Annotated in this window: 19 protein-coding genes and 2 tRNA genes; 8 read left to right on the top strand and 13 right to left on the bottom strand. The window is 72.2% G+C overall.

Annotation, left to right across the window (positions count from 1 at the left end; translation table 11 throughout):
- Positions 1 to 88 precede the first annotated feature (88 nt).
- From ABZ842_RS00940 to ABZ842_RS00970, 7 genes are all read right to left on the bottom strand, one after another.
- On the bottom strand, positions 89 to 1,108 hold the full coding sequence (locus ABZ842_RS00940) for a hypothetical protein (RefSeq protein ID WP_361529415.1): 1,020 nt from the start codon (positions 1,106 to 1,108) through the stop codon (positions 89 to 91).
- 128 nt (positions 1,109 to 1,236) lie between these two features.
- On the bottom strand, positions 1,237 to 2,595 hold the full coding sequence (locus ABZ842_RS00945; RefSeq protein WP_361529418.1) for an HD domain-containing protein: 1,359 nt from the start codon (positions 2,593 to 2,595) through the stop codon (positions 1,237 to 1,239).
- Positions 2,592 to 4,010, bottom strand: a complete 1,419-nt coding sequence (locus ABZ842_RS00950) for an HD-GYP domain-containing protein (protein ID WP_361529421.1) — start codon at positions 4,008 to 4,010, stop codon at positions 2,592 to 2,594. The genes ABZ842_RS00945 and ABZ842_RS00950 overlap by 4 nt, the downstream gene beginning before the upstream one ends.
- Before the next feature lie 189 nt (positions 4,011 to 4,199).
- Complete coding sequence (gene rsrA / locus ABZ842_RS00955; protein ID WP_361529424.1) at positions 4,200 to 4,511, bottom strand: mycothiol system anti-sigma-R factor; 312 nt, start codon at positions 4,509 to 4,511, stop codon at positions 4,200 to 4,202.
- A complete protein-coding gene (locus ABZ842_RS00960; protein ID WP_361529972.1) occupies positions 4,508 to 5,242 on the bottom strand; it encodes a sigma-70 family RNA polymerase sigma factor in 735 nt (244 codons plus the stop codon). Before ABZ842_RS00960 ends, rsrA begins: the two co-directional genes overlap by 4 nt.
- 318 nt (positions 5,243 to 5,560) lie before the next feature.
- Positions 5,561 to 6,244, bottom strand: coding sequence for an alpha/beta family hydrolase (locus ABZ842_RS00965; protein ID WP_361529427.1), 684 nt, complete (start codon positions 6,242 to 6,244; stop codon positions 5,561 to 5,563).
- Positions 6,245 to 6,376: 132 nt separating this feature from the next.
- Complete coding sequence (locus ABZ842_RS00970; RefSeq protein WP_361529430.1) at positions 6,377 to 7,192, bottom strand: SOS response-associated peptidase; 816 nt, start codon at positions 7,190 to 7,192, stop codon at positions 6,377 to 6,379.
- 49 nt (positions 7,193 to 7,241) lie between these two features.
- On the opposite strand from ABZ842_RS00970, the gene ABZ842_RS00975 reads away from it, so the two are divergent.
- From ABZ842_RS00975 to ABZ842_RS00990, 4 genes are all read left to right on the top strand, one after another.
- On the top strand, positions 7,242 to 8,030 hold the full coding sequence (locus ABZ842_RS00975; protein ID WP_361529433.1) for a M50 family metallopeptidase: 789 nt from the start codon (positions 7,242 to 7,244) through the stop codon (positions 8,028 to 8,030).
- A 195-nt stretch (positions 8,031 to 8,225) separates the two neighbouring features.
- A complete protein-coding gene (aroA, locus tag ABZ842_RS00980; RefSeq protein ID WP_361529436.1) occupies positions 8,226 to 9,572 on the top strand; it encodes a 3-phosphoshikimate 1-carboxyvinyltransferase in 1,347 nt (448 codons plus the stop codon).
- A gap of 15 nt (positions 9,573 to 9,587) precedes the next feature.
- Positions 9,588 to 10,601, top strand: a complete 1,014-nt coding sequence (gene rsgA / locus ABZ842_RS00985; protein WP_361529439.1) for a ribosome small subunit-dependent GTPase A — start codon at positions 9,588 to 9,590, stop codon at positions 10,599 to 10,601.
- Positions 10,602 to 10,756: 155 nt separating this feature from the next.
- Positions 10,757 to 11,080: a multidrug efflux SMR transporter gene (locus tag ABZ842_RS00990; protein ID WP_361529442.1), complete on the top strand. Its 324-nt coding sequence runs from the start codon at positions 10,757 to 10,759 to the stop codon at positions 11,078 to 11,080.
- Positions 11,081 to 11,097: 17 nt separating this feature from the next.
- Here ABZ842_RS00990 and ABZ842_RS00995 read toward each other — a convergent pair whose 3' ends face one another.
- Positions 11,098 to 11,778 carry a helix-turn-helix domain-containing protein gene (locus ABZ842_RS00995; protein ID WP_361529445.1) on the bottom strand — a complete coding sequence of 227 codons (681 nt, stop codon included), beginning with the start codon at positions 11,776 to 11,778 and terminating at the stop codon, positions 11,098 to 11,100.
- A gap of 172 nt (positions 11,779 to 11,950) precedes the next feature.
- On the opposite strand from ABZ842_RS00995, the gene hisN reads away from it, so the two are divergent.
- Positions 11,951 to 12,754, top strand: coding sequence for a histidinol-phosphatase (gene hisN, locus ABZ842_RS01000; RefSeq protein WP_361529448.1), 804 nt, complete (start codon positions 11,951 to 11,953; stop codon positions 12,752 to 12,754).
- Between the two features lie 154 nt (positions 12,755 to 12,908).
- Entirely contained in the window at positions 12,909 to 13,310 is a 402-nt protein-coding gene (locus tag ABZ842_RS01005) for a CBS domain-containing protein (protein ID WP_361529451.1), read from the top strand.
- A 104-nt stretch (positions 13,311 to 13,414) separates the two neighbouring features.
- Here ABZ842_RS01005 and ABZ842_RS01010 read toward each other — a convergent pair whose 3' ends face one another.
- Complete coding sequence (locus ABZ842_RS01010) at positions 13,415 to 14,887, bottom strand: catalase (RefSeq protein WP_361529454.1); 1,473 nt, start codon at positions 14,885 to 14,887, stop codon at positions 13,415 to 13,417.
- Between the two features lie 126 nt (positions 14,888 to 15,013).
- Between ABZ842_RS01010 and ABZ842_RS01015 the strand changes: the two genes are divergently transcribed.
- Positions 15,014 to 15,424, top strand: a complete 411-nt coding sequence (locus tag ABZ842_RS01015) for a Fur family transcriptional regulator (protein ID WP_361529457.1) — start codon at positions 15,014 to 15,016, stop codon at positions 15,422 to 15,424.
- Between the two features lie 115 nt (positions 15,425 to 15,539).
- Here ABZ842_RS01015 and ABZ842_RS01020 read toward each other — a convergent pair.
- The 4 genes from ABZ842_RS01020 to ABZ842_RS01035 form a co-directional block, all read right to left on the bottom strand.
- Positions 15,540 to 15,613 (bottom strand) — tRNA-Met (locus ABZ842_RS01020).
- A 96-nt stretch (positions 15,614 to 15,709) separates the two neighbouring features.
- Entirely contained in the window at positions 15,710 to 17,791 is a 2,082-nt protein-coding gene (locus tag ABZ842_RS01025; RefSeq protein WP_361529460.1) for a tetratricopeptide repeat protein, read from the bottom strand.
- A 241-nt stretch (positions 17,792 to 18,032) separates the two neighbouring features.
- Positions 18,033 to 18,106 (bottom strand) — tRNA-Met (locus ABZ842_RS01030).
- A gap of 59 nt (positions 18,107 to 18,165) precedes the next feature.
- On the bottom strand, positions 18,166 to 21,150 hold the full coding sequence (locus tag ABZ842_RS01035; RefSeq protein WP_361529975.1) for a UPF0182 family protein: 2,985 nt from the start codon (positions 21,148 to 21,150) through the stop codon (positions 18,166 to 18,168).
- 207 nt (positions 21,151 to 21,357) lie between these two features.
- On the opposite strand from ABZ842_RS01035, the gene ABZ842_RS01040 reads away from it, so the two are divergent.
- Positions 21,358 to 21,972 (top strand): PPA1309 family protein, encoded by a 615-nt coding sequence (locus ABZ842_RS01040; RefSeq protein WP_361529463.1) that lies wholly within the window; start codon positions 21,358 to 21,360, stop codon positions 21,970 to 21,972.
- The last annotated feature ends 68 nt before the right edge of the window (positions 21,973 to 22,040 follow it).

Here is a 22,040-nt window from a genome sequence, read left to right on the forward strand (position 1 = left end):
GGTGGCCGGCCCGCTAGGTCGGCCTCGTCCGTACAGGGTACGGAAGCGCCGCCGGCCGTGTGTGCACGGTTGGGGAGCCCGGCGTCGCTCAGCAGACCTCTTCGAGGTCCCGCCAGGCCCGGGAGTCCGGGCTGTCGGCGACCCAGCCGTCCAGCAGCCCCCGCACCAGCCCGGCCGGGGCCGCGATGCCGCACTCCCGTTCGGGGTGCCACAGATCGCCCGCGGTGCGGTGGCCGAGGGGCCCGGGGTGGCCCGGTTCGCTGTGGTCGTGCGGGTCGAGGTGTTCGCCCTCGCCCTCCGCGCTGGGCATCCGGCTCTCCGAGCAGGCCCGGCACAGCAGCCGTACGGACGAGGACCAGTCCTCGGCGGCGAAGCCGGCGTCCGAGGCCAGCCGCTCCAGGGCGTCCCGGTCGTCCTCGGTCGCGGCCTCCAGCAGGACGACCCAGGTGGGGACGGGCGAGGGCGCCCACAGCTCGATCTCGTCGAAGACGGGGTAGGAGGGGCCGGCGGTCGTGGTGCGCTCGCCGTTCGGCACGCCGTCGTGCAGGACGACCTCGCCCCAGCGGCGGCCGGACGACGGCAGCGGAATGGACAGCACCTCTATCCGGGCGGGGTCGAGCCGGCGGCCCCACACCACTTCGGCCTCGCCCTCCGGCGAGAGCCGCACCGCCGCGCTGCCCAGGTCCATGACGACGGGCTCGCCGACCGGCCCGAAGCCCGTGGCCGAGCCGGCGGCGGAGCGGGAGCGGGTGGTGGGGCCGGGCACCTTCAGGCCGTACGCCTGCCAGGCCCGGCGCGCCAGCGGCCAGTCCTGGAGGGCGGTGGCGGCGATGCCGACGTTCCACCAGTCGGGGGCGCCGGTCTCCTTGTCCAGGAGGGCCACGGCGCGCAGCCCCGCGGCGCGCGCCTGCTCCCAGTCGTGCCGGAACTTGTGCAGCAGGGCGAGGTTGAACCAGGACTCGGAGAGCCAGGGCTCCAGGTCAGCGGCCCGCGTCAGCAGCGCGCCGGCGTCCTCGTACCGCCCGTCGCCGATCAGCGTGAACGCGCGGTCGGTGGCCTGCCGCCACGAGGCGGATGGCCGGTGCCGTACCTTCCCGAAGATCCTCACGATTCCCGCCTGCCGGTCGCTCGGGTCAGTTCCCCCGGACGTGGTCGCTGCAGCTGAGCGCCATCTGGTCGTCTCTCCTCATTCGCATCCAACCATGCCGCGCTCAGAGCTGGCTCCTTACCCATGGGTTACCCAGGGCGGCGCGGATCCGACCGCCGGGGGCCGCAGGACCTGTCGGACGGGCCCCGCCCTTTCGCCCCGTCCCGCGCAAGCACCCTGGCCAGGGACTCCACAACCTCCGGTTGGTGGTCGTGGCCGGTGGCCAGCCGCAGTCGTTCCAGGGCTTCCAGGGCCCTGGCCGCCTGACCGGTCCCGCTGTGGTTTCCCGTTCCCCCGGTCAGATCGTCGTATGCGTTGACGGTGCGGACGATTCGCGCCGTGAGCGGCTGCTCGCGGTACGGGTCGGCCTGTCGCTCCACCACGACGGCGACCGCGGCGGGCACCCCGCTCTGGCGCACGACCGCGCCGCCGAGCAGGGCGATCCGGCGCTGTTCGGCGGCGGACAGCAGGGCGGTGGCCCCTTCGGGGACCGGGTCGACGAGGGAGAGCTGGCCGATGTCGTGCATCAGGGCCGCGTACTCCAGCACGGTCAGGTCGGGCCCGCTCAGCCCCAGCTCGCGCCCGACCGCGGTGCTCAGGTCGGCGACCCGGCGGGCGTGGCCGTGCGGGGTGTAGCCGGCGATCTCGGTGGCGCGGGCGAGGGAGGCGATGGTCTGCCGGTAGGTGGCCTTCACGGCCGCGTACCGGCGCAGCGAGAGCTGGGTGAGCAGCAGGGGGAGGCAGAAGACGGGCAGGGCCCACAGGCCGGCGACGGTGACGGCGAGCGCCATCACCGCGCCGGTGGCGCCGACCGCGGAGCCGATGCCGGGCAGTGCGCGCAGCTCCTCGCGCAGCAGGGCGCCGTACGGATAGCCGGTGCGCGAGCGCTGGATCGCGGCGGCGAGCACGGAGTCCGCGAGGGCGGTGAGCACCAGCAGGACGAGCAGGAAGAGGGCGTACAGGGCGCCCTCGGTCCAGTTGACGGGGGGCACGCCGTGGTAGACGGGCTGGAAGCACAGCGCGGTGAAGGCGGCGATCAGGACGCGACCTGCCAGGTGGTCGAGGACGGGCCCGGCGCCGCGGGAGGCGTGCGGGAGCGAGCCGAGCAGGGTCGCGACGAGGACGACGGTGACGACCTGGAAGACGCTGTGGGTGGTCATGCGCCCGCCGCAGTCGCCGAGCAGGGCGTACGCGAGGGCGCCGGCGGCGCCGAGCGGCGCGGGCTCCCGTTCGCCGGGGGCGCACGGGCGGCGGGCGACCTCGCCGATGGTGATCAGGACGCCGAAGGCGAGGGCGATGGCGGGCTCGTGCAGGCCGCCCCAGGCGGTGGCGCCCACGCCGGCGCAGGCCAGGAGCGCGGCGGCGACGTGGATGCCGTTGACCTCGCTGACGCGGGCGAGGCGGACCGCGCCCAGGCGTCCGCCCGTACTGACGCTCTCGTCGCTCATCGCCGGGTGCCCCCGCTCGGCTGGTCGCCGCTCCGCTCGGCGGGCTCGCGCGGCAGCGGCGCCGGCGCGGGGGCGGGGGCGCGGGTCGGGGCGGCGCGGGGCGCGGGCGGCAGGGGTGCGGAGGGCGGCGGGGGCGTCTCGTCGTCGGAGGTCACCCCGGTCGACCAGCCGTGCCGGGACAGCGCCCGCACCAGCGCCTGCACCATGCGCGGGTCGAACTGGCTGCCGGCGCACTGCTCCAGCTCCTTGAGGGCGACCGACACCGGCCGTGCCCGGCTGTAGGAGCGGGTGGAGGTCATCGCGTCGAAGGCGTCGGCGACGGCGACGACCCGGGCGAACTCGGGGATCTGCTGCCCCACGAGACCGGCCGGGTAGCCGGTGCCGTCGAGGCGTTCGTGGTGGTGGAGGATGGCGGCGCGGGCCTCGTCGAGGAAGCCGATGCCGCGGGTGATCTCGTGCCCGTACTCGGGGTGGAGTTCGATCACCCGGCGTTCCTCGGGCGTCAGCGGCCCCTCCTTGCGCAGGATGCGGGTGGGCACGCCGAGCTTGCCGACGTCGTGCAGGATGCCGGCGAACCGGATCGCCTCCAGCCGCTCCTCGTCCATCCGCAGCTCGCGGGCGATCAGCACGGAGGCGCGGCCGACCCGCTCGCTGTGGCCGCGGGTGTAGCGGTCCTTGAGGTCGACGGCCTGCACCAGCGCCCGGATGGTGGCCTGGTGTGCGGTGGACTCGCGGTGGTACTGGGCGAAGAGCCAGCAGGAGATGTACATCGGCAGCAGGACGAAGAGCGCGGACACCGGTCCGTACGGGCTGCGCCAGAGCACCGCCATCATCAGCCCGGCCAGCCCGTGCACCAGGTGCGGCACGGCGGAGCCGGGGACCAGGCCGTGCCAGGCGCGGCGCAGCGGCAGCCGTTCGGCGGTGGCGAGGATGCCGCCCTCCAGGGCGCCGAGGACCAGGCAGAACGCGAGCGCGCCGGCCGCCGCCGGCAGCAGTGCGTAGGGGAAGTCGGGCGGGCCGGGGGTGTCGTCCACGCCGAGGAGGTCGTACGTGCGCGCCGCGGCCCAGGTGGCGAGGGCGAGTTGGGCGGCGCGCCACACGCGGCGCACGCCGGCGGGGCGCCGCTCGACGCGGCCGAGCAGTGCGCCGGGCACCGCGACCAGGGCGGCGGCCTCGGCGGGCAGCAGGAACGCGGCGGCGAGCAGCACGGGGAAGAACGAGCCCGGGCTGACGGGGACGGAGTAGCCCGTGAGGGGGCAGCGGTTGGGCAGCTCGCACGCCGCGTACAGGCCGGCGAGCAGTCCTACGGTCAGCCAGGACGTGGTGTCGCCGAGGACCGCGGGCGCGGCGCACGCGACGGTGCCGAGGACGGCGCAGAGGACGTAGGCGTACGCCCCTTTAGGTACGGAGCTCATCGCCGCGCCACCCCCTCATCGTCACCCGAGCGTCACGCTAACGAGCGCCGAAAAGGGGAGTGACGGCTTATCCGATAGTTCCCGCATTCGGGTGAATGCGGACACGGAAAAGGCGCGCCGCATTGATTGCGGCGCGCCGGTGGAGCAGGAGATCCGGAGGCGGCGAGGTCGGCCGACGGGCCGACCGCCTCACTCCTTGGCGGTCTCGGCGCCGGCGACGGTCACGTCCTCGTCGGGCACCGGGTGGCCGGCGCGGATCAGATCGATCCGCCCGAGCACCTTGGAGCGCAGGTCGGCGGGGACGTCGTCCGAGCCGCAGCAGCGCTTGACCAGCTTCTTCACGGCCTTCTCCAGCCCGTACATCTCCAGGCAGGGAGAGCACTCCTCGAAGTGCACTTCAAACTTGGTGCAGTCACCGTCGGGCATCTCGCCGTCGAGGAGCTCGTAGAGGTGGTCCAGGACCTCCGAGCAGTCCGTCTCGTGCGGCTCTCCGCAGCTCATGAGCCCGAACCTTTCACTTCGTTCGACTCCCCCGCACCGGCCGGGACGAGCCCGCGCTCACGCGCGTAGTCCTCCAGCATGCCGCGCAGTTGGCGCCGGCCCCGGTGCAGGCGGGACATCACCGTCCCGATGGGTGTACCCATGATGTCCGCGATCTCCTTGTAGGCAAAGCCCTCGACGTCCGCGAGATAGACCGCGATGCGGAACTCCTCGGGGATGGCCTGGAGCGCGGCCTTCACGTCCGAGTCGGGCAGGTGGTCGAGCGCCTGCGACTCGGCGGAGCGCAGACCGGTCGACATGTGCGACTCGGCGCGCGCCAGCTGCCAGTCCTCGATCTCCTCGGCGGCGCTGCGCTGGGGCTCGCGCTGCTTCTTCCGGTAGGAGTTGATGAAGGTGTTGGTGAGGATCCGGTAGAGCCACGCCTTGAGGTTGGTGCCCTCGCGGAACTGGTGGAAGGACCCGTACGCCTTCGCGTACGTCTCCTGCACCAGGTCCTCCGCGTCGGCCGGGTTGCGCGTCATGCGCAGCGCCGCGGAGTACATCTGGTCGAGGAAGGCGAGGGCGTCCCTCTCGAAGCGGGCGTTGCGCTCGGCGGGGGTCTCCGCGCTCCGCTGCTCCGCCTGCCCGTCGGCGTGCGCCGCGTCCGCCGCGGTGCCCGCTCCCTTCTCCGTGCGCGCCCGCTCCGCCTGGCCGCCGTCGGTCCCTGCGTCGGTCCCAGTGACCGGACCCACCTCCTCCAACCCTGTGGCGGCTCCGAGTGCGGACCCGCTCGAATCGGAGAATAGTCGACCTGCGGCGGCGGGCTCTCGGTGATCGACCCCGCCCTTCGCCCGCTCAGGGGCGGCGGCAGCCGCCGAGAGCACGGTCCACTCCAGGTCAGCGGCGTGCGGGCGGCGGGGGCAGATGGTCGAACCCATGCGAAGGACTCCTACTCCATGCTCTGCTTGGTGGCCGGCTGGCTGCTTGCGTCGTGTTGCGTCGTCGTGCTTGGTACTCGCCTCAACAGAGCCGGCGGCCGGCGCATTCCCCGTCCCCCGACTGCCCCCGGGTCACGGCAGTTTCCGCAGCCACTCGCGCACGGCGTCGGTGATGGCGGTCACGGTCTCGGCTTCGGTGCGCCCGGAGCGCTTGGGGACCTTGAAGGAGTGGTCCGCGTCGGGGACGGCGACGAGGACGTGGCCGCCGGCGGGGGCGGCGGGGAAGGCCGGGAATTCGTCGGGGGTGCCGAAGGGGTCGTGCGCGCCCTGGACGACGAGCGTGGGCACCCCGGTGGCCAGCAGTTCGTCGGCCCGGGACTTCTCGGGGCGGCCCGGCGGGTGCAGCGGGAAGCTGAGGGCGAGCACCGCGCGGGCGCCGAGTTCGGCGGCGGTGCGGCAGGCGACGCGGGCGCCGGCGCTGCGTCCGCCCGCGACGACGGGTGTTCCGGCGGCGGCCAGGGCGGGCCACAGGCCGCGCCAGCCCTCGTCGAGGGTCTTGGGCGCGGGGGCGACCTTCTTGCCGGCCACTCGCCAGGGCTGTTCGACCAGGGCGACGGTGATCCCGTCGGCGGGCAGGGCGCGGGCGAGCGCCTGGAGGTCGCGGGCGGCGATGCCGCCGCCGGCGCCGTGGCCGACGGCGAGCACCAGGCGCGGGGCTTCGGCGTGGTGCCAGGTGATGCGGGCGGTGCCGGCCGGGGTGGCGACGTCTTCGGTCTCCGGGTCCGCGGCGGCGGTTGCGTTCTCGTTCGTGGTCACGCCGCCATCCTGCCGAACGGCCGGGACCGCGGTACGGAGGCTCGGACCGTCGTACGGAACAGCCGGGGCCGCCCTATGGAACAGCCGGGACCGTCGAAACAGCCGGGGCCGCCGTACGGATCGGAGCAGGGTTCAGAAGAGCGTGCCCTCTTCCGGCGCGGCCAGTTCGGTCAGCAGCTCGGGGCCGTTGTTGCGGACGTTGCTGACGGCGGTGGTCACCGGATACGCCCGCATCAGCCCCTCCGGCGGCGGGGCCAGCAGCGACGTGAGGTCCTCGACGTCCGTACGGGACGGGTCGAGCCAGGAGTCCCAGCGGTCGGGGGTGAGCATCAGCGGCATCCGCGGGTGGATCTCGGCGAGCGAGCCCGGCCCGTCGGCCGGTGCGACGCCCAGGGGGCCCTGCTCGGCCTCCGTCGTGATGATGGTGCAGGTCGCCCACCACGCCTGCGGGTGGTCGTCGGGCAGGGTCCGGTCGCGCCAGAACTCGTACAGGCCGGCCATCGCGAAGACGGACCCGTCGGCGGGGGTGACGAAGTACGGCTGCTTGCGGGGCCGCTTCTTCCGGCCCTGCTCCTCCAGCTTCCGCTCGTCCGCGGCGGTGACCCACTCGAAGTAGCCGTCGGCGGGGAGGATGCAGCGGCGGGCGGCGAAGGGGCGCCGGAAGGACGGCTTCTCGTGGACCGTCTCCGCGCGCGCGTTGATCATCCGGGCCGCGCCCTCCGGCGACTTGGCCCAGGAGGGGACCAGCCCCCACTTCAGCGCCCGCAGCTGACGAACCGGACGGGGGTCGTCCGCGTCTTTGATGGGGCGTTCGAGTATCGCGTAGACCTGCTTGGTGGGGGCCACGTTGTAGTCCGGGGCCAGGGTCTCCTCCGGCTCCCACTTCTGGACGTCGAAGATTTTGACCAGGTCCTCGGGCTGTCGGCTCGCCGCATAACGTCCACACATAAGTGCCACACTGCCACTCCCGCCCGCCGAGCAAGGAGCCGCCCCACAAATGGATAGGACTCATTCCGCTTTTTCCGCCGCGTCCAGCGCCGCATCCAGCGCAACGCCCACGGCCACTTCCGAGCTCGGCAGCACCTCCTTCGGCGACCTCTGGGACCGACTGGTCGGCACCCAGCCGGCGCCCGAGCAATGGGTGGTGGTGGTCGCCGGGACGCTCGCGCTGATCGCCGTCGTACCGAACCCCATATGGCGGCTGTCGCGGAACGCCGTCACCATCGCCCACGAGGGCGGCCACGGACTCGTGGCCCTGCTCACCGGCCGCACCCTGGAGGGCATCCGGCTGCACTCCGACACCAGTGGCCTGACCGTCAGCCGCGGCCGGCCCACCGGGCTCGGCATGGTCCTCACCGCCGCGGCCGGGTACACCGCACCGCCCCTGCTGGGCCTGGGCGGAGCCTGGCTGCTCACCGCCGGCCACATCACCCTGCTGCTATGGCTGGCCACCGCCCTGCTGCTCGGGATGCTGGTGATGATCCGGAACGCGTACGGGGCTCTTACCGTGATCCTCACCGGTGCGCTCTTCGTCCTGGTCTCCTGGCTGGCCGGCCCGGAGGTGCAGGCCGGGTTCGCGTACGCGGCCGTGTGGTTCCTGCTGCTCGGCGGGGTGCGCCCGGCCTTCGAACTCCAGGCCAAGCGGCGCTACGGCGAGGCTCCGGACTCGGACGCGGACCAGCTCTCCCGGCTCACCAACGTCCCGGCCGCGCTGTGGCTGCTGCTCTTCCACGCGGTGTCGCTCTGCTCGCTGATCGGCGGCGGACGCTGGCTGCTCGAACTCTGATCGACGCCGCCGCCCCGACGTACGGAACCGACGCACGGAACTGGCGTCGGAACTGACGTACGGAACCGGCCGCCGCGGGACGATCACGCATCGTGACGAGCGTTCAGGCACTTCGTTATCACATGCCGGTTACACCCCTGTTTCCCCGCATTTGATCAAGATCGAGGCCCGGGGCGAGCCACTAAAGTATTGGCCATGACCGAAGCCTCCGTGCACCCCGCCCCCGCCCTCTGGCCCGCTCCGTACGCGAGCGGCGCCGTCGACGCGACCGTGACCGTGCCCGGCTCCAAGTCGGTCACCAACCGGGCCCTGGTGCTGGCCTCGCTGGCCGCCGAGCCCGGGTGGCTGCGCCGCCCGCTGCGCTCCCGCGACAGCCTTCTGATGGCCGAGGGCTTGCGGGCGCTCGGCGTCGGCATCGAAGAGGGCGTCGGCCCCGACGGCGAGGGCGAGAGCTGGCGCGTCATCCCCGCCGGGCTGCACGGCCCCGCCACGGTCGACGTCGGCAACGCCGGCACCGTGATGCGCTTCCTGCCGCCCGTCGCCACCCTCGCGGACGGCCCCGTCCGCTTCGACGGCGACCCCCGATCGTATGAACGTCCGCTGCACGGCGTGATCGACGCGCTGCGCACCCTGGGCGCCCGGATCGACGACGACGGCCGCGGCGCGCTCCCGCTCACCGTGCACGGCGGCGGCGCCCTCGACGGCGGCTCCGTGGAGATCGACGCGTCCTCGTCGTCCCAGTTCGTCTCCGCCCTGCTGCTCTCCGCCCCTCGCTTCAACCAGGGCGTCGAGGTCCGGCACGTGGGCGCCCGGCTGCCCTCGATGCCGCACATCCGCATGACGGTCGACATGCTGCGCGCGGTCGGCGCGCAGGTCGACGAGCCGGAGACCGGCGGCGAGCCCAACGTCTGGCGGGTCTCCCCCTCCGCGCTGCTCGGCCGCGACCTGACCATCGAGCCCGACCTGTCGAACGCCCAGCCGTTCCTGGCCGCGGCCCTGATCACCGGCGGCCGGGTCACCGTCCCCGACTGGCCCGAGCGCACCACCCAGCCCGGTGACGCGCTGCGCCGGATCTTCACCGAGATGGGTGGCGCCTGCGAGCTCACCGACCTGGGCCTGACCTTCACCGGCAGCGGCCGGGTGCACGGCATCGACGTGGACCTGAGCGAGGTCGGCGAGCTCACCCCCGGCATCGCGGCGGTCGCCGCCCTCGCCGACTCGCCCTCCACGCTGCGCGGCGTGGCGCACCTGCGGCTGCACGAGACGGACCGGCTGGCCGCGCTGACCAAGGAGATCAACGGTCTCGGCGGCGACGTGACGGAGACCGAGGACGGCCTCCACATCCGCCCGCGCCCCCTGCACGGCGGCGTCTTCCACACCTACGACGACCACCGCATGGCGACCGCCGGCTCGATCATCGGGCTCGCCGTCGAGGGCGTGGAGATCGAGAACGTGTCGACGACCGCGAAGACCCTGCCCGACTTCCCGGCGATGTGGTCGGCCATGCTCGGCGTGCCCGGGACGGCGGGGGCGGAAAGCTGAACGGGATCTGAGGTCATGCGGCGCTACGGCAAGAACCCCGACGAGGACGACGTCCGCGTCCGTCCCAACCGCAAGGGCAACCGACCGCGGACGAACATCCGGCCCAAGCACGAGGACGCCTCCGAGGGGATGGTCCTCACGGTCGACCGCGGCCGGCTCACCTGCCTCGTCGACGACCGGATCGTGGTCGCCATGAAGGCCCGCGAGCTGGGCCGCAAGGCGGCCGTGGTCGGGGACCGGGTCGCCCTCGTCGGGGACCTGTCCGGCGCCAAGGACACCCTGGCGCGGATCGTCCGCATCGAGCCCCGCACCTCCGTGCTGCGCCGCACCGCGGACGACGACGACCCGTACGAGCGGGTGGTCGTCGCCAACGCCGACCAGCTCGCCGTCGTCACCGCGCTCGCCGACCCCGAGCCCCGGCCGCGGCTGATCGACCGCTGCCTGGTCGCCGCGTTCGACGGCGGGCTGGACCCGCTGCTGGTGCTGACGAAGTCGGACCTGGCGCCCCCGGACGACCTGCTGGCGATGTACGGCGCGCTCGGCGTCCCGTACGTCGTCACCACCCGCGAGGAGTTCGAGGACGGGGTCGCGGCGGACCGGGTGCTCCAGCACCTGACGGGCCGCACCACCGCCTTCGTCGGCCACTCCGGGGTCGGCAAGACGACGCTGGTCAACGCGCTGGTGCCGAAGGACCGCCGGCGCAGTACGGGCCACGTCAACGCCGTCACCGGGCGCGGCCGGCACACCACCACGTCGGCGCTGGCGCTGCCGCTCACCGGCGACGACGGCGGCTGGGTGATCGACACCCCGGGCGTGCGGTCCTTCGGCCTGCACCACGTCGACCCGGCGCGCGTCATCCACGCCTTCCCCGACCTGGAGCCGGGCACGGAGAACTGTCCGCGCGCATGCAGTCACGACGAGCCCGACTGCGCGCTCGACGCCTGGGTGGCCGAAGGCCACGCCGACCCGGCGCGCCTCGTCTCGCTGCGGCGACTTCTCGCCACCCGCGAGCGCCGCGAAGGCGACTGACACCGCTGGTCACACCCGGTTCGCCGGGGCGCGTGGGGCGGTTGCGACGCACAGTGCAGCGCTTCGGACAGGTTTGCGGGCTACTGATGTTGGTAAGTGCATAATCGCATCAAAGTCCGACGAAGCAGTCACAGACTGTTGGGGAGGCACTGTCCATGGCGTGGCTGCTGGTGGTGGTCGCCGGGATTCTCGAAACCGGCTTCGCGGTCTGTCTGAAGCTCTCCCACGGATTCACCCGACTGTGGCCCACCGTCGCCTTCGCCGCCTTCGCCCTCGGCAGCTTCGGCCTGTTGACGCTGGCGCTGAAGCGGCTGGACGTGGGTCCGGCGTACGCGGTGTGGACCGGCATCGGCGCGGCCGGCACGGCGATCTACGGCATGATCTTCCTCGGCGACCTGGTCTCCACCCTGAAGATCGTCTCCATCACGCTGGTGATCGTGGGCGTCATCGGCCTCCAACTCTCCGGTTCCACGCACTGACCCTGGGCGCCCCGCGCTCAGAAGGGGCGCCCCACCGCGGTGCGCACGATCGAGCCGACGCCGTCGCCGTCCGGGGCCATCACGTACGACAGCGCCAGCCGGACCGCGACCTCGCAGCGGTACGCGAGCACCGCGACCTCCTCCGGCGTACGACCGCTCCCGCCGGCGTCCCAGCCCCCGCCCCGCACCTTGGACAGCACCGCCAGCGACCGGTCCCGTATCGCCGCGGCCAGGTCCGCGGGGTCGGGCGGGCCCGCGTCGGCACGGCGCTGCGCGGGAGCCCCGCCCGGCGGCGCACCGGGGCCGACGGGTCTGGGGACCGGCAGCCGTTCGCCCCAGCAGCCCGTGAGCAGCGCGTGCAGCAGGGGTCTGGAACGCGCCTGGGCGACCGTCCACTCCGCGACGGCGACCAGCCGGTCGACCACACCGCCGCCGTTGGCTCCGTCGAGGGCGGCGGTGCCCGGGAGGCCGCATCCGGGCCGGTCGTGCAGCAGGCGGTCCACCCCGTGGAAGTACGCGTCGGCCTCCCGCCGCACCAGCGCACGCGCCAGGCCGTCCTTGCCGCCGAACTCGTTGTACAGCGTCTGCCGGGACACCCCCGCGGCTGCCGCGACGTCCACCATCCGCACCGCCGACCAGGGCCGTTCGTCGAGCGCCAGCAGTGCGGCACTCAGCAGGGACTCTCGCGCTGTGGGCACCGGCACCTCCAGACCGCAGGGCACTGCGCCCAGAGTTGACGGGCCGTCGGTGGGTGTCAAGGGCCGCGGCGGGGGCGGAGGGGGGCCTGCGGGAGCGACCCCGGGCGGCCTCCGCGCGACCCCCGCGACGAGCGCCGGCGCGGGGCCGCAAGGGGTCGATAGAGTGAGGATCATGGCCGATTACCACGATGACCTGCGCCTCGCCCACGTGCTCGCGGACGCGGCCGACGCCGCCACCATGGACCGCTTCAAAGCGATCGACCTCAAGGTCGAGACCAAGCCGGACATGACCCCGGTGAGCGAGGCCGACCGCGCGGCCGAGGAGCTGATCCGCGGCCACCTCCAGCGGGCCCGGCCGAGGGACGCCGTCGTCGGCGAGGAGTACGGCACCGAGGGCACCGGCCCGCGCCGCTGGGTCGTCGACCCGATCGACGGCACGAAGAACTACGTCCGCGGCGTGCCCGTGTGGGCGACGCTGATCTCCCTCATGGTGCAGGGCGACGACGGGTACGAGCCGGTCGTCGGGGTGGTCTCCGCGCCCGCGCTGGGGCGGCGCTGGTGGGCCGCGCGGGGCGCCGGCGCGTACACGGGCCGCTCCCTGACCTCGGCGTCCCGGATCCGGGTGTCCCGGGTGGGCCGGATCGAGGACGCCTCGTTCGCGTACTCCTCGCTCGCCGGCTGGGAGGAGCGGGGGCGGCTGGACGGCTTCCTCGACCTGACCCGCACCTGCTGGCGGACCCGCGGGTACGGCGACTTCTGGCCGTACATGATGGTCGCCGAGGGCTCGGTGGACATCTGCGCGGAGCCGGAGTTGTCGCTGTGGGACATGGCGGCGAACGTGATCGTCGTGCAGGAGGCCGGCGGCACGTTCACCGACCTCGACGGCCGCCCCGGCCCGCACGGCGGCAACGCCGCGGCGTCGAACGGCCTGCTCCACGGCGACCTGCTGCGGTACGTGGGCAGCGGCGGCGCCTGACAAACGCCCCGGACGTGTCGTGGGCCCGGTCGGAAAGGCCGGGCCCACCCCCTTGCTGCCGCCTTCCTGACCTGCGACTCTGAAAGTCACCCCACTTGTGAACTTGTGAATCGGTTCTCTAGGGGACCGATCCCCCTAGGAGGTGGCTCCATCCATGCTCGTCCGTGACGCCATGAGCACGGTGGTCCTCACCATCGGGCCAGCTCACACCCTCCGTCAGGCCGCCCGCCTGATGGCCGCGCGCCGGGTCGGCGCGGCCGTCGTCCTCGACACCGACGCCGAGGGCATGGGCATCATCACCGAGCGCGACATCCTCACCTCGGTCGGCACCGGGGAGAACCCGGACCTGGAGACCGCGGGCGCCCACACCACCACCGACGTCGTCTTCGCGGCGCCCTCCTGGACCCTGGAGGAAGCCGCGGAGGCCATGTCCCACGGCGGCTTCCGACACCTGATCGTGCTGGACGACGAAGGGCCCGTCGGCGTCGTCTCCGTGCGCGACATCGTCCGCTGCTGGGCCCCGACCCGTCGCCACCACACCACCCTGGTGGGCTGAGCCCGGCCGTAGGGAGTGCCTTCGAAGTAGCGGCGCATGCGGGAGGGCCGGGCCCCGTCGCGATCCGACGGGCCCCGGCCCTCCCCTCCTACGACAAGCGCCCGTCAGCCGCGCAGGGCCTGGACCGCGGCCTCCAGCCGCTTGCCGAAGTCACCGTCCGCCTGGCGGAAGTTGTTGATCGCGCGCTCGGCGATGTCGTCGCGCGACACCCCGGCGATCCCGCCGGCCAGGTTCTCGATCAGCCGGGCCTTCTCGTCCTCCGACATCAGCCGGTAGAGGTTGCCCGCCTGGACGAAGTCGTTGTCCTCGGCGTGGCTCGGCGCCTCGTGGGTCCCCGTCGCGCCGGCGACCTGGGTGGCCGCCCACAGCGGACGGTCGGTCTGGAACGGGCCGCCGAAGCTGTTCGGCTCGTAGTTCTTCGCTCCCTTGTGCCGGCCGTCGTAGAGGAAGCCGTCCCGGCTGTTGGTGCGCGCCTCGGTGGCGTGCGGACGGTTCACCGGCAGGTGGTCGGCGTTGATGCCGACGCGGTAGCGGTGGGCGTCGCCGTACGCGAAGAGGCGACCCTGGAGCATCTTGTCCGGGGACGGGCCGATGCCCGGCACGAAGTGCGCGGGGCTGAAGATGGACTGCTCGACCTCGGCGAAGATGTTCTCCGGGTTCCGGTTGAGCTCCAGCTTGCCGATCTCGATCGGCGGGTAGTCCTCGTGCGGCCAGACCTTGGTCAGGTCGAACGGGTTGAAGCGGTAGTTCGCCGCCTCGTCCGCGGGCATGACCTGCACCTGCACGGTCCACGACGGGAACTCGCCGCGCTCGATCGCCTCGCGCAGGTCGCGCTGGTGGCTGTCCGGGTCCTCACCGGCGAGCTTGTTGGCCTCGGCCGCGGTGAGCGTCTTGATGCCCTGGTCGGTCTTGAAGTGGTACTTGACCCAGAAGACCTCGCCGGCCTCGTTCGTCCACTGGTAGGTGTGCGAGCCGTAGCCGTTCATGTGGCGGTACGAGGCGGGGATGCCGCGGTCGCCGTGCAGCCAGGTCACCTGGTGCGTCGACTCGGGCGACAGGCCCCAGAAGTCCCAGACGTTGTCCGCCTCCTGCGAGCCGGTGTACGGGTCCCGCTTCTGGGTGTGGATGAAGTCCGGGAACTTGATGGCGTCCTTGATGAAGAAGATCGGGGTGTTGTTCCCGACGAGGTCGTAGTTGCCCTCTTCGGTGTAGAACTTCAGCGCGAAGCCGCGCGGGTCGCGCACCGCGTCCGCCGCACCGAGGTTGCCCGCGACCGTCGAGAAGCGGAGGAACGTCTCCGTCTCCTTGCCGACCTCGGAGAGGAACTTGGCGCGCGTCCACTGCGAGACGTCCCTCGTGAGCGTGAAGGTGCCGTAGGCCCCCGCGCCGCGCGCGTGGACGACGCGCTCCGGGATGCGCTCGCGGTTGAAGTGCGCCAGCTTCTCCAGCAGCAGCTGGTCCTGGACGAGAACAGGCCCGCCGACGCCCGCGGTCTCGCTGTTCTGATTGTCGGCGACCGGCGCCCCGGCCTCCGTGGTAAGCGGTCCCTGCGTCGTCACGTGCGCCTCCTGCGTCATCCGCGTGTGTACCTGTCCCTTGGCGTTCGCCGGTCTCGATCCTACGATGGACTTTGTCTAAGTCAAGTGAGCTTCCAAAGTCACACCCGTTCGGGACTTGTTCCCACCACTGTTAGGCTGGTCCTTATGAGTGACCTGTTGGAACGACTCCGCGGACGCGGCTGGCGCATGACCGCGCAGCGGCGCGTCGTCGCGGAGGTCCTCGACGGCGACCACGTCCACCTGACGGCCGACGAGGTGCACGCACGGGCGACGGAGAAGCTGCCGGAGATCTCCCGCGCGACGGTCTACAACACTCTCGGTGAGCTGGTCTCGCTGGGCGAAGTCCTGGAAGTGGCCACGGACCGCCGCGCCAAGCGGTACGACCCGAACGCCCACCGCCCGCACCACCACCTGGTCTGCGCCCGCTGCGGCGCGATCCGCGACGTGCGCCCGGCCGGCAATCCGCTGGCGGACCTGCCCGAGTCGGAGCGCTTCGGCTTCACGGTCTCGGACGTCGAGGTCACGTACCGCGGCGTCTGTCCGAACTGCGCGTAGCGCCCCCGACGGAAACACCCTCCGCGCCGCACCCGCGGCGCGGCGCTGACGTGTGCCCGCACGCACACATGACTCAGGCCCGGTACTCGTTGGAGTACCGGGCCTGAGTCTTCAGTAGCGGGGACAGGATTTGAACCTGCGACCTCTGGGTTATGAGCCCAGCGAGCTACCGAGCTGCTCCACCCCGCGTCGGTGAACACCACACTACGTGGATCCGACCGGCCAGTGCAAATCGCTTCGATCGGCCCGACCGGCCGGACACGGCACGCCCCGCTCACGGCGGAGCTACGCGGTGAGCTCCTGGTGCAGCGCCTCCCGGAGGCGGGCCGCCCGCTCCGCGACCTCCGCAGGGCCCAGCTCCACCGCCCGGGCGCACCAGCGCTTGCCCTCGGCCAGCTCGCCGCGGCGGGCGGCCAGCAGCGCCAGGCGCAGCGCGGCACGGCCGTGGCCCGCGCGGGCGGCCCGGGTCCACCACAGGGCGGCCTCCCGCTCGTTCCCCTCGCGGGCGAGCAACAGCCCGAGGTTGAACGCGCCGTTGCGGCTGCCCGCCTCGGCGGCCTCGCGGTACCACCGCGCGGCCTCGGTCAGATCGCCCCGCCCGGCGGCGAGCATGCCGACCCGCACCTGCGCCCGGCGGTGCCCCTGCTCGGCGGCGCGCTCGTACCACTCCTCGCACTCGGTCTTCTCGCCCACCGCCGCCTCGCCCAGCACGGGCCGGCTCTGCGGCGGCTGGCGCGCGTCCAGGAGCGTGGCGAGGCGGAACGCCGCCTCCGCGCTCCCGCCGCCGGCGGCGCACCGCAGATGGCGCTCGGCGGTCCGCTCGTCGCCGTCGCGCAGCCGCGCTATGCCGACCTGGAGCGCGGCCTCGGTGTGCCCGGCCGCCGCGGCGCGCTCGTACCAGACCAGCGCGGTGCGGTCGTCGTCCCGGCCGACGTAGAGGATGCCGAGGTTGAACGCCGCGTCCACGCTGCCGGCCTCCGCCGCCTTGGAGAACCAGGGCTCGGCGCCGAGCGCGTCGCCCGCCTGCAGCAGCAGCACGGCGATCGCGTTCGCCGCCTCGCGGTGGCCGGCGTAGGCGGCCTGGCGGTACCACTGCTCGGCCTGCGCTATGCGGCCCTGGGCCGCGCAGAGCAGACCGAGGTTGTACGCGCCGTTGACGTCGCCCGCGGTCATGGCGGCGCGGTACCAGCGCTCGGCGGTCTGGGGCTCGCCGCGGGCGGCGTGCAGCGCGCCGAGCGCATTGGCGGCGTTCCCGTCGCCTTCCTGCGCGGCGCGCAGCCACCAGATCGCGGCGCTCTCCTCGTCGCCCGCGTCGCGCAGCAGGAAGCCGAGGGCGCAGGCGGCCCGGGCCTCGCCGTCCTTGGCGGAGGTGAGGTACCAGCGACCGGCCTCCTTCAACTCCCCGCGCTTCTCCAGGATGGCGCCGAGGTGCAGCGCGGCGCGCCGGTGGCCGCGCGCCGCGGCCTGCCGGTACCACTGCGCGGCCTCGTCGAGCGGGGAGAGCGGTCCCTTGGGCCGGTTCCGGGTGGACGTGTCCGTGTTCGCGTCCGTACGGTCCTTGTCGCCCTCGACCGCCACGGGAGCGGGCGCGTGGACCGGGATGTCGGTACGGGATCCGGGCTCGCCGCGGAAGCCGGTCTCGGCACGGAAGCCGAACTCGGTGCGTATCCCCGACTCGGTGCGAACACCGAGCGCGGCGCGGGACGCGGGCTCGGTGCGGCCGAGAGCGCCGGGCCGGACTTCCTCGGCCGCCCGCTGCTCCAGGATCCGGGCGAGACGGTACGAAGCCTCCCGGTGCCCCCGCTCGGCGGCGGCGCGCAGCCAGCGCTCGGTCCCCACGTCACCGCGGTGCTCCAGGAGGTCGGCGAGGGCGTACGCGCCCAGGGCGTGCCCCTGCTCGGCGGACTGGCGCAGCCAGTACTCGGCGGCGGGCTCGTCGCCGCGCTCGCGGAAGTGCCGCCCGAGTGCGTGCGCCGCGGCGGCGGACCCGGCGACGGCGGCGACCCGCCACCAGCCGGCCGCCTCCTCCGGATAGCCCCGCTGGTGCAGCAGGACACCGAGGTTGTTCGCGGCGGCCCGATCGCCCGCGGCCGTCGCGGACCGCAGATACGGCTCGGCGTCGTCGAGGTCGCCGCGGCGCAGCAGCAGCGCACCGAGCACGCTCATGGAAGCGGTGTCGCCGCCGTCTGCCGCACGGCGGTGCCGCGCTTCCGTACCGGCGGTCTCCACAGCGTCAACACTGGCACCGCCAGCATCAGGAGCACCAGTGTTCGTCGTCACATGCGGTGCATCTGCTGCGGTTCCAGCATGACGCTGCACAAACCGCCCTGTCTCCAACAGAGTTGCCCTGTCCCCCATAAATTCCATCGTCGCACCACCCGCAACCCGCGTACATCTGGTATATCGCAGCCAGTGAGGTCACTTCAGCGTTTTGTCGACATGCCCACAGAGAGATAAGTCAAACACTCTCGGGCCCAACTTGCCCGTCGGCGCGCGCAGTTCTCGGTGTCGAGTTCTCCGCTTCCGACCCCCGCACCCTCCCGTTCGAGTGCACATACGCACGAAGAGGGCCCGGATCCTCAAAGGATCCGGGCCCTCTTCGATTCAGTAGCGGGGACAGGATTTGAACCTGCGACCTCTGGGTTATGAGCCCAGCGAGCTACCGAGCTGCTCCACCCCGCGTCGTTGTGTTCTGACACTATCACGACGCGGGGTGGCGCCTGCTCACGGCATCGGCGTCGCTATGACGCCTTGGTCGGCGGTGGCGACTTCCCGTCCGGAGACTTGCCGTCCGACGGCGTCGAGGCCGGCGGTGCCGCCGCGCCCCGTTGGGCCGCGGCCAGCCGCTCCAGCGCCGCGTCGAGTTGGTCCTCCGCCCGACCGACGGCCTCACGGTCCGTCGGGTCCTTCTTCAGGACGGAGTTCACCTCGTCGTACGCCTTCAGCACTTCCTCGATCGCCTTCTTCGTCGCCGGGTCGCTCGCCCCGGGCGGCGTCGTCGGCGGCGTGGTCGGCGGCTTGGTCGTGTCCTCGCCCGGTGGTGGCTCCTCGGCCGTCTGCTGTCCGAAGGCCGCGTCCAGCGACTCGGTCAGGCTGTCCTTGAAGACCGGTTTGCCACCGCCGTAGGCGACGGCCACCTTCTTCAACAGCGGATAGTTGGCGCTGCCACCGCGTGCGTACACCGGCTCGACGTACAGGAATCCGCCGTCCAACGGGATCGTCAGCAGGTTTCCGTACTCGATGTCCGAGTCGGTGCCTCTGAGGTCACGGACGAAGGTGGCGACTTCGGGCACGCCGTTCAACTCGCTCTGCACCTGCGAGGGACCCTGGACCGTCCCGGTGACTCTCAGGAGTCTGATGGAGCCGTAGTCGGGACTGTTGGCGTCCGCGTCCACCGCCATGTACGCGCTGAGGTTCGGGCGGCCGGACGGCGTGAACGTCGTCGTCAGCGAGAACTTCTGTTCCTTGTCGCCCGGCATCTTCAGGCTGAGGTAGTACGGCGGGACCGCGCTGGTGTCCTTCTTGTTCGTCGGGTCGTCCGGCACCTGCCAGGCGTCCGAGCCGCTGTAGAACTGGTCGGGCTCGGTGACGTGGTACCGGGTCAGCAGCTCGCGCTGCACCTTGAACATGTCCTGCGGGTAGCGCAGGTGGGACTTCAGCTCCGGGCTGATGTCGCCCTTGGGCTTCACCGTGCCGGGGAACGCCTTCATCCAGGTCTTGAGCACCGGATCCTTGGTGTCCCACTGGTACAGCTTCACCGAGCCGTCGTAGGCGTCAACGGTGGCCTTGACGGAGTTCCGGATGTAGTTGACCTGGTTCTGCTGGGCCACGACCGCGCGTTGGCTGGTGGTCAGCGAGTCGGCGGTGGTGTCGCCGAGGGTCGTCCGGGAGGCGTAGGGGTAGCCGTTCGTCGTGGTGTACGCGTCGACGATCCACTGGATCCGACCGTCGACGACCGCCGGATAGGCGTCTCCGTCGATCGTCAGCCAGGGGGCGACCGCCTCCACCCGCTCCTTGGGCGTGCGGTTGTAGAGGATCTTCGAGCCCTCGCCGATGGCGCCCGAGTAGAGGATCCGGGGCTCGCTGAAGGACACCGCGTACGCCGCGCGGTTCAGGGTGTTGGAGAGGCTCACGCCGCTCTTGCCCTTGTAGCTGGTGTACTGCGTGTCACCGCCGGTCGGCTCGTAGTCCAGCTCCCGCTGGGGGCCGCCGACGATCGAGTACTGCGCGGTCTTCTCGCCGTAGTAGATCCGCTGCTCGTGCTTGGGCAGCTGGCCGGTGGTCGGCAGCCCGGCCTCGGTGAAGTCCGGCGACCCCACCGTGCCCTTGTTGGGATCGGTGACCACGCTGGTGCCCTTGGCCGCGATCGCACCGTAGCCGTGGGTGTAGTTGAAGTGGTCGTTGATCCAGTTCCGCTTTTCCTTCGGAATGGCGTTGAGGTCGAGCTCGCGCAGACCGATGACGGTGTCCTGCGGCTTGCCGTCCGGGCCCGGGTAGCGGTCGACGTCCAGCGTCGTCGGGAACTGGTAGTACTCGCGCTGCTGCTGGAGCTGCTGGAAGGCGGGCGAGACCACGTTGGAGTCCACGACGCGGTAGCTGGCGGCGGAGTTCGCCGCGGCCCGCTGCTGCGCCTTGCGGTTCGGATCGACCTTGCCGTCGTAGTCCTGTTGCTTCGCCTGGTCGATCCCGTACGCCTCGCGCGTGGCATCGATGTTCTTCTGGATGTACGGGCTCTCCTTGGCCAGCTCGTTCGGCTGGACCTGGAACTTCTGCACGATGGCCGGGTACAGCCCACCGATCAGGATCGCGGAGAGGACCATCAGGCCGAAGCCGATGACCGGCAGCTGCCAGGTGCGCCGCCACAGCGTCGCGAAGAAGAGCACGGCACAGATGACGGCGATGCAAAAGAGGATCGTCTTCGCCGGGAGGTAGGCGTTGGCGTCGACGTAGCGCAGGCCCGTCCAGTTGTCCGTGGACTTGATGTCACTGGACTTCACGGCCAGGCCGTAGCGGTCGAGCCAGTACGCCACGGCCTTCAGCGAGACGAAGAGGCCGAGCAGCACCGACAGGTGCCCGGTGGCCGCGGCGGTGGCGCGCGCGCCGGGGCTGGTGATCCGCAGCCCGCCGTAGAGGTAGTGCGTCAGCGCGGCGGCGATCAGGGAGAGCACGACGGCCGCGAAGCCGAAGCCCAGCATGAAGCGGTACCAGGGCAGGTCGAACGCGTAGAACGACACGTCCATGTCGAACTGCGGGTCCTTCTGCCCGAACGACACTCCGTTGACCCACTGGAGCCAGGTCTTCCACTGGCCGGTGGCGGAGGCGCCGGCGATCAGCCCGACGAGGGCGGTGATCGCGAGCAGCACCCACTTCTTGTACGGGGCGATGCCCATGCGGTACCGGTCGAGGCTCTGCTGCTCCAGCGACATCGCGCTCAGCGGCGGGCGCAGCCGGTGCGCGAGCCAGATGTTGAGGCCGACCGCGATCGCCATCAGCAGGCCGAAGACGGCGAACAGGCCGATCTTGGTCCACAGGGTGGTGGTGAACACCGACGAGTAATTGACGGAGCGGTACCACAACCAGTCCGTCCAGAACCCGGCGAACATGACGAACGCCATGGCCAGCACCGCCAGCACGCCGAGTGTCATGAGCAGGGTGCGGATGCGCCGGGAGGGCCGGCCCACTCTGATCCGTGGCCCGGTCGGGGGGCCTCCGCCGCGGTCCGGCATCTGGAAAGCCAACGTGCGCACCTCGAAGTTCGCGGTCGTATGACCGCCCGGCGCGCTGCCGGACGGTACGGGTCAAGCGGGCCCCGCGATCGTAGAGCCCATTACTGCAACTTACTGAGGCTTTACCTAGTTCCCGTACCGGGGGTCCAGTTCGCCCCGAGCGTGGCCGATTCTCGCCACCGGGGGGAAAGGAGGCAGGATGAGGCCATGCCGAACGAATCCCCCACGTCCCCCTCCGCCTCCGCCGCGTCCTCCCGGCCCACCGGCCCGTCCGGTCCGGGGGCGGGCGGCCCGATCGCCGCTTCTCCGCTGACCAGGGCCGTGCTGGAGATCGACGAGTACGCGGCCAGGCTCGGCTGGGACCAGCCCGCCCGGCTCTTCGCCCTCGTCGACACCGCGCGGCTGCGCACCCAGGAGCCCGCCCTCGCGCAGCAGCTGGGCCTGGACGGCGACGAGGAGGCGGCGCCGCTGACGCCGATCGAGCAGGACGAGATCCCGGCCGGCGCTCCGCTCGACGAGTTCCTCGCCACGATCGCGTGGCCGGACGCGGTGGCCGGGTGCGCGCTCACCGTGGAGCGCCAGATGCTGCCGCCGTCGGCGGAGGCGTCCGTGCCGCAGGACCTCAATCAGGCGGCGCTGGCCCGCTGGGTGGCCAAGCACCCCGACCGGCAGGAGGTACGGATGACGGTGGCGGTGCTGCGCGACGGTGCGCGCGAGTCCGCGCTGCGGCTGCGCGAGAAGGACTCGGCGACGGACGTCCTGACCGGTTCGGACCTGGTGCCGGGGCTCGCCGAAGCGCTGGCGGCGACCTTCGAGGCGTGAGAGCGCATCCCTGAAGCGCAGTCCCCCGGGCGCCTCGGGCAGCTCAGGCACCTCGGGCGGCGGGCCCG

The sequence above is a fragment of the Streptomyces sp. NPDC047315 genome, assembly GCF_040643215.1.
Classification (GTDB): Bacteria; Actinomycetota; Actinomycetes; order Streptomycetales; family Streptomycetaceae; genus Streptomyces.